At 65.5% G+C, this 5,305-nt stretch carries 4 protein-coding genes and 1 pseudogene; 1 reads left to right on the forward strand and 4 read right to left on the reverse strand.

The window, feature by feature from the left end; all coding sequences use genetic code 11:
* Positions 1-126 precede the first annotated feature (126 nt).
* From MJ797_RS25740 to MJ797_RS25755, 4 genes are all read right to left on the reverse strand, one after another.
* Complete coding sequence (locus MJ797_RS25740; RefSeq protein ID WP_239342201.1) at positions 127-1,326, reverse strand: S1C family serine protease; 1,200 nt, start codon at positions 1,324-1,326, stop codon at positions 127-129.
* 373 nt (positions 1,327-1,699) lie between these two features.
* A complete protein-coding gene (locus MJ797_RS25745; protein WP_239342204.1) occupies positions 1,700-2,392 on the reverse strand; it encodes a TetR/AcrR family transcriptional regulator C-terminal domain-containing protein in 693 nt (230 codons plus the stop codon).
* Between the two features lie 553 nt (positions 2,393-2,945).
* Positions 2,946-3,986: a phosphotransferase family protein gene (locus MJ797_RS25750; RefSeq protein ID WP_239342207.1), complete on the reverse strand. Its 1,041-nt coding sequence runs from the start codon at positions 3,984-3,986 to the stop codon at positions 2,946-2,948.
* Positions 3,987-4,078: 92 nt separating this feature from the next.
* Complete coding sequence (locus MJ797_RS25755) at positions 4,079-4,792, reverse strand: MBL fold metallo-hydrolase (protein ID WP_239342209.1); 714 nt, start codon at positions 4,790-4,792, stop codon at positions 4,079-4,081.
* Positions 4,793-5,048: 256 nt separating this feature from the next.
* Here MJ797_RS25755 and MJ797_RS25760 point away from each other — a divergent pair.
* Positions 5,049-5,305: pseudogene (locus tag MJ797_RS25760) on the forward strand (hypothetical protein); the annotation flags it as partial.

Below are 5,305 nucleotides of genomic sequence, written 5' to 3' on the forward strand. Positions count from 1 at the left end.
GGGGTTATCCATGTCGGATAACCCCCCCCTTTTGTTGTGGGGGGCGGTTTGTCGTAGGCCCGGCGAGAGGCCGCTGACGTCGCTAACGCGGTGAGGTGCGTGCCCCAGCCCCGCGACGCGGCGTCCCTATTGCCGGGCGCTCTTGGCGGAGAGACGGCGCCGGGGCTGCCGATCTGCTTCCGCTCCGATCGCGGCCACCGGAGCGACCGGGGCTACCGGACCGTTTCGCCGGCCTTGGGCGCCGCTGCCTCCGAAACCGGCGGTGGAAGCGTGGCTGACAGTAATCCTCGCTACCCGCGAGGCGGGCGAGACGTTGCTCGTGGCGCTGCCTGCGGCAGCACGACTGTCATGCCCACCCGCGTCACCCGCGGACGTGGCGGACTCGAGCCGACGAGCGACGGACATGGCGTGATTGATCGGAATGGAGTACCCGGCCCGCATGCCGGCCGGCAGATACTCGTTGAACATCGTCGCGGCCGTGTCCATACCGATGACCTGACCCGCCGCGCTGACCAGCGGGCCACCGGAGAATCCAGGTTTGATCGCGACGTTGGTTCTGATGAGGCCGGTCAGCTGTTCGGCATTACCACCACCGGGGTCGGTAGCGGTGATGCTCTGGTTGAGGGCGGTAATGGCACCACTGGCAGTGATCGGCGCACCGCCTTCGGCATTGCCAACGGCAACGACGGAATCGCCGATGGAAACCTTCGCGGAGTCTCCGATCGGAACCGCGGTGAGCCCTGAAGCGCCGCGCAGCTGGAGTACGGCGACATCATCGGTCGGATCGGCGCCGACCACCGCGGCAGGATACGCACGACCAGTGCTGGCGACGGTCACGGTGATACCCGCGGAGTCCTGGATGACGTGATTGTTGGTGAGTATCTCGCCAGCGGAGTTCAGGAGCATGCCGGTTCCCGCGGCAGAACCATTCTGTGTGGCGAGCTTGGAAACGATACGGACCACGCCTGGCATAACTCGGGCCGCGACACCGGAGCGCTGCGCCGGAATGGGGCTGCCAGCCGCCGCGGTGAACACGTCGGGAACGGCCACAGTAGCGACAGCGGCGGCAGCGCGGATTCCTGGCCCCGTGACGATCGGGCCGTCACTGACACGGCCTAGCGACCCGGAGGTGGTTACTGCGGTACCGGCTGTGATGGCATACCCGCTCAGGCAGGCGGTCGCACACCCGAGCGCGGCCACCCGCAGCCGCCATACGGAGATACCGGGACTCTCCTCACCCACCGCCACGCGGACCTCCTCCTGAGTCCACCGCCAGAGCCGGTGCCGCCAGCGCTCCTTGATCCGAGCCTCTGCTGTCCTGTGCATCCGTCTACTGCCGACTGCCGTCGTCGACCACCGCGATCGACGTCCGGCGACTCAACCCAATCGCGTGGCAATCGCTGGGCGATCACCGAACGATCGAATGCGGGGCATATCACGCCGAAGCCAGCGTCCCCTGACATCCGTCATCTCATGTGCCTTCTGTGTGTAGTTGGGGTGCCCGGCAACAGGGGGCTGGATCAAGGAGCGGGGCTGGGGTGCGTCCATCGCAAGGTGGCGCGGGGAGTCACCGGAGATGGTGGGTGGCGATCGACGAGCCGAGGTACCCGTGCGTCGCGGCCATAGACGGAGAGCGACGCGGCGAGGTGCGTGCGCTGTTGCCGGAACCTCTCCATGAGATGGCGGATCATATGTTGCCTCAGGATGCGACCCGCGCCTCCTCCTGCCTGGCCAGCTGCTGGCGAAGTCCGGCCAGGATCAGTTCCATCCCAAATCGGTATTCCTCATCATGATCGCAACTGCCAAGGTCGGGCACGGCCGCGGCCAGCGCGGGGAAGCCGCCCGCCCGCAGCGCCGCTGCCTGTTGGGCAAGCAGCTCGGGCGCCTCTGACCGCTCGATCAACGAGCTCCCGCCGCCGGAGAGCTGGCGCAGGATGGCGCCGGTGTGGAGGGCGACTATTGCGCGTATCGCGTGAACGGACGTGGCGCTGTCGAATCCGACGTCAGCCAGCAGAGCCAGCCCGGTCTCGAACGCCTGGAGGGCCACTGTCGAGGCCACCGGCCGGGTGGCCAGCAGAATGAAGGCTGCGGGGTGGGCCAGTGCCACGCGGCGGAACTCGCTGGTTATGGCCTGGATGCGCTCCTCCCACGGCCCGCTCGCTGCCACCGCCGGGTTGATCTCATCCAGTATGATTTTGGTTACCCCGTCGAGTAGCGCCGCCTTGTTGGGGATGTGGTTATACAGGGACATGGCCTCCACGCCGAGTTCGCTGGCGAGACGGCGCATACTGAGCGCGTCGACGCCGTCGCGGTCGACGAGTCGAAGAGCGGTACGAAGAATCCGCTCACGACTGAGGGGCTGGTGGGTGCTGGACCCGTTGCTCTTCGCCATGATGGTTGTTGTCCGTCCTCGGTTCACTGGGCGTACGGCCGCACGAAAAAGGTGCCCGCTGGGTCAGCCAGGTCATTCGGGGCGAACGACAGGTCCAGACCGGTCCAGGACCGGAACGGGAGAGAGACTCTTGCACGTGCTTGGTTATCTGCCCGCTGTGAACCTACCGCTATGGTTGCCGAGGGCCGCGATATGGCACACCGTAACGCCCTGAGGCCGAGGACGTCACAGCCACGGGACGGGGCGCGGCGGGAAATTGAAGCGGATCCGTGGCCAGGGGCAGGGAGGCGGTCCTGCCCGTGACCACGGGCCGCGGTCTACTCGCAGGCAGGAGCGATGCCAGGGGATCCCTGTGGGATGGCGGGCGCACGTCGGCCCCAGCACTGGAAAGAAATATTCATAAACAAAGCGCTCATGGTCATAGTGCGCTTCTTTCTCTTTTACCTCTTTTTATTTCTCTGCTTACGCTGTAAGTATATTTCAGTACTCTGCCACGTGGGCCGAAGGTTGTCAACGCACGCAGCTTCTGGTGACGAGGGCCTCAAACGCGCTCTCAGCGCAGGGCGCGCAGACCGGCGGCAACAAGTTCCGGCACAGCGGCCCCCGCCGTCTCGAAACCATCACCGACGGTTTTTCCGCCCAGGTAGCGGGCGTGGATCCCCTCCGCAATCACAGCAATCTTGAAATAGCCCAGAGCCAGGTAGAAGCTAAGGTTAACCATATTTCGCCCAGCGGCCAGGGCGTATGCCTCGATCAGTTCGTCCGCCGCTGGCATGCGGTTGCTGGTCGACGCCGCCGAGCCGCCGAGCACCGCTTCGAAGACGGGATCACGGTAGACGGCGGCCAGCGCGAGGTCCGCGAGTGGATCGCCGAGCGTAGCCATTTCCCAGTCCACCAGTGCGCGGACGGTACCGAGGCTGTCCGGGTCGAGGATGGCGTTGTCTATCCGGACATCCCCGTGGACGATCGCCGCGCCGCTCTCCGCCGGCAGCGCGTCACGCAACCGGGCGTGCAGGGTGATGATGTCGGTCAGTTCCCTGGTGGCGACGTGGGTCCACTGGTTACGCCAGCGCGTTACCTGCCGGCTCAGGTAACCCTCCGGCCGGCCGAAATCAGCCAGGCCGACCTCCGCGTACGGTACCGCGTGTAGGCGGGCCAATGCCCTGAGCACACCGAAGGCGGCCTGCGCGACCTGAGCGTTGGAGTAACTGTCCAGATCTTCACGGCTGCGGATGGTAACACCGTCGACGAGTGAGACCACAGAGAACGGAGCGCCGATCACCGCGCTGTCCGCGCAGAACGCGATCGCGTCGGGCACCGGGACGTCAGTCCCCGCCAGAGCGGCGACCACCCGGAACTCCCGGCCCATGTCATGCGCGGAGGGGGTCAGCCCACCCAGCGGTGGCCGGCGCACCACCCAGCTGGATGCCTCGTCCCACACGCGATACGTCAGGTTCGAGCGGCCGCCGGTCAGCAGGGCGGCGCGCAGCTGACCGCACCGCCCTGGTACCTGTGCGTCGAAGTAGGCGGTCAGCGCGGCGAGATCGAGGCCCGTGGGTATGGCATCGGCAGGCACCGCGTTAGTAGGGATCATCATTTTCTCCCAGGTCATCGAAAGCGGTGCCGGGTTATCCGATTACATACAGCCAGTTACGGGAGTTGCTGACCGCCGGTTCGTCGGGCGGGTCATCCGCCGAACATCATCCGCCATTGTTCGATGCTCCGGGGCCGGAAAACAGCATTGTCACGCCGAACCGCCGACATTGGCGCGGACGGCTGTGCCGAGTAAAGGTGCCCAGGGAAGACGACCGGGTCCGCTGGCAGCGCGGCCAGCTGCCGGAGGCTGGTGTACATGGAGTCGGGGTCACCTCCGGGGAAGTCCGTTCGCCCACACCCTTCCAGAAAAAGTGTGTCGCCGGCTATCAGCCGCCCGCCGTTCACCAGAAAGCACTGGCTGCCAGGGGTGTGCCCGGGGGTGTGCAACAGCCGGATGGGCACCGCGCCGACGTCGACCACGTCGTCATGGTCATGGCTGACCAGGTCGGTGGCGCCGACCCCGGTGGTGCGCCGCACCCATTCGGCTTCGTCGCGATGTACGTGTACCGGAACCTGGACACGGGTGAGCAGATCCTTCAGGCCGGGCAGGGAGAAGCCGAGCATGTCGCCACCGACGTGATCGGGATGGTGGTGCGTGACCAGCACACCGGCGAGCCGCATACCGTCGTCGGCAAGGGCGGCGAGGATGTCGTCGATCGCGTACGCCGGGTCGACCACGACCGCGTCCCGAGTTTCTTGATCGCCGATCAGATAGGTGAAGTTGACCATCTGAGCCGCTATCGGATCGCCGACCGCGAAGTCGCGCCCGGACAGCAGCTGACGGAAGTACAGATGCTTGACCATGGGCCCAAGGCTACGGCGGCCGCACCATCGGTACAGCCCGCCGCTCCACCGAACACGGCTTTGCTTACCTTCGGTGGCTTGCGCCGCGCTGGGTGTACTACGATTGATCAATCGAGGCTCCGATTCCGCGCAATACGGTAACCGTAATCTCCCGGTCGGCGTTTGTTTGCCCCGGCATCACCCGTCCGTCGTGCTCCGCTGCTTTGTTTCTTCCAGTACGGAGCTTGTGCCGGCCGCATCCTCAGAAAGGGTATCCATGACCTCTCAGCGCAGAGCTGTCGGCTTAACCGCCATCGTGCTCGCACTTGGTTTCGCCGCCGCCGGTGTGACGGCTGGCGTGGCCAGCGCCAATCCGAACGATGGCGATCGACGAGATGGGTGGAGCAATACGCGGAACTATGAGATCGGGCTTTTCGGCGACATGCCGTACGGCCCCAAGGGCCGGTTGCAGTATCCTAACGTAATTGCCGACATGAATTCTCATGACCTGGCGTTCTCTGTCTTCGACGGTGA

This window comes from Protofrankia sp. CiP3 (assembly GCF_917627345.1).
Taxonomy (GTDB): domain Bacteria; phylum Actinomycetota; class Actinomycetes; order Frankiales; family Frankiaceae; genus Protofrankia.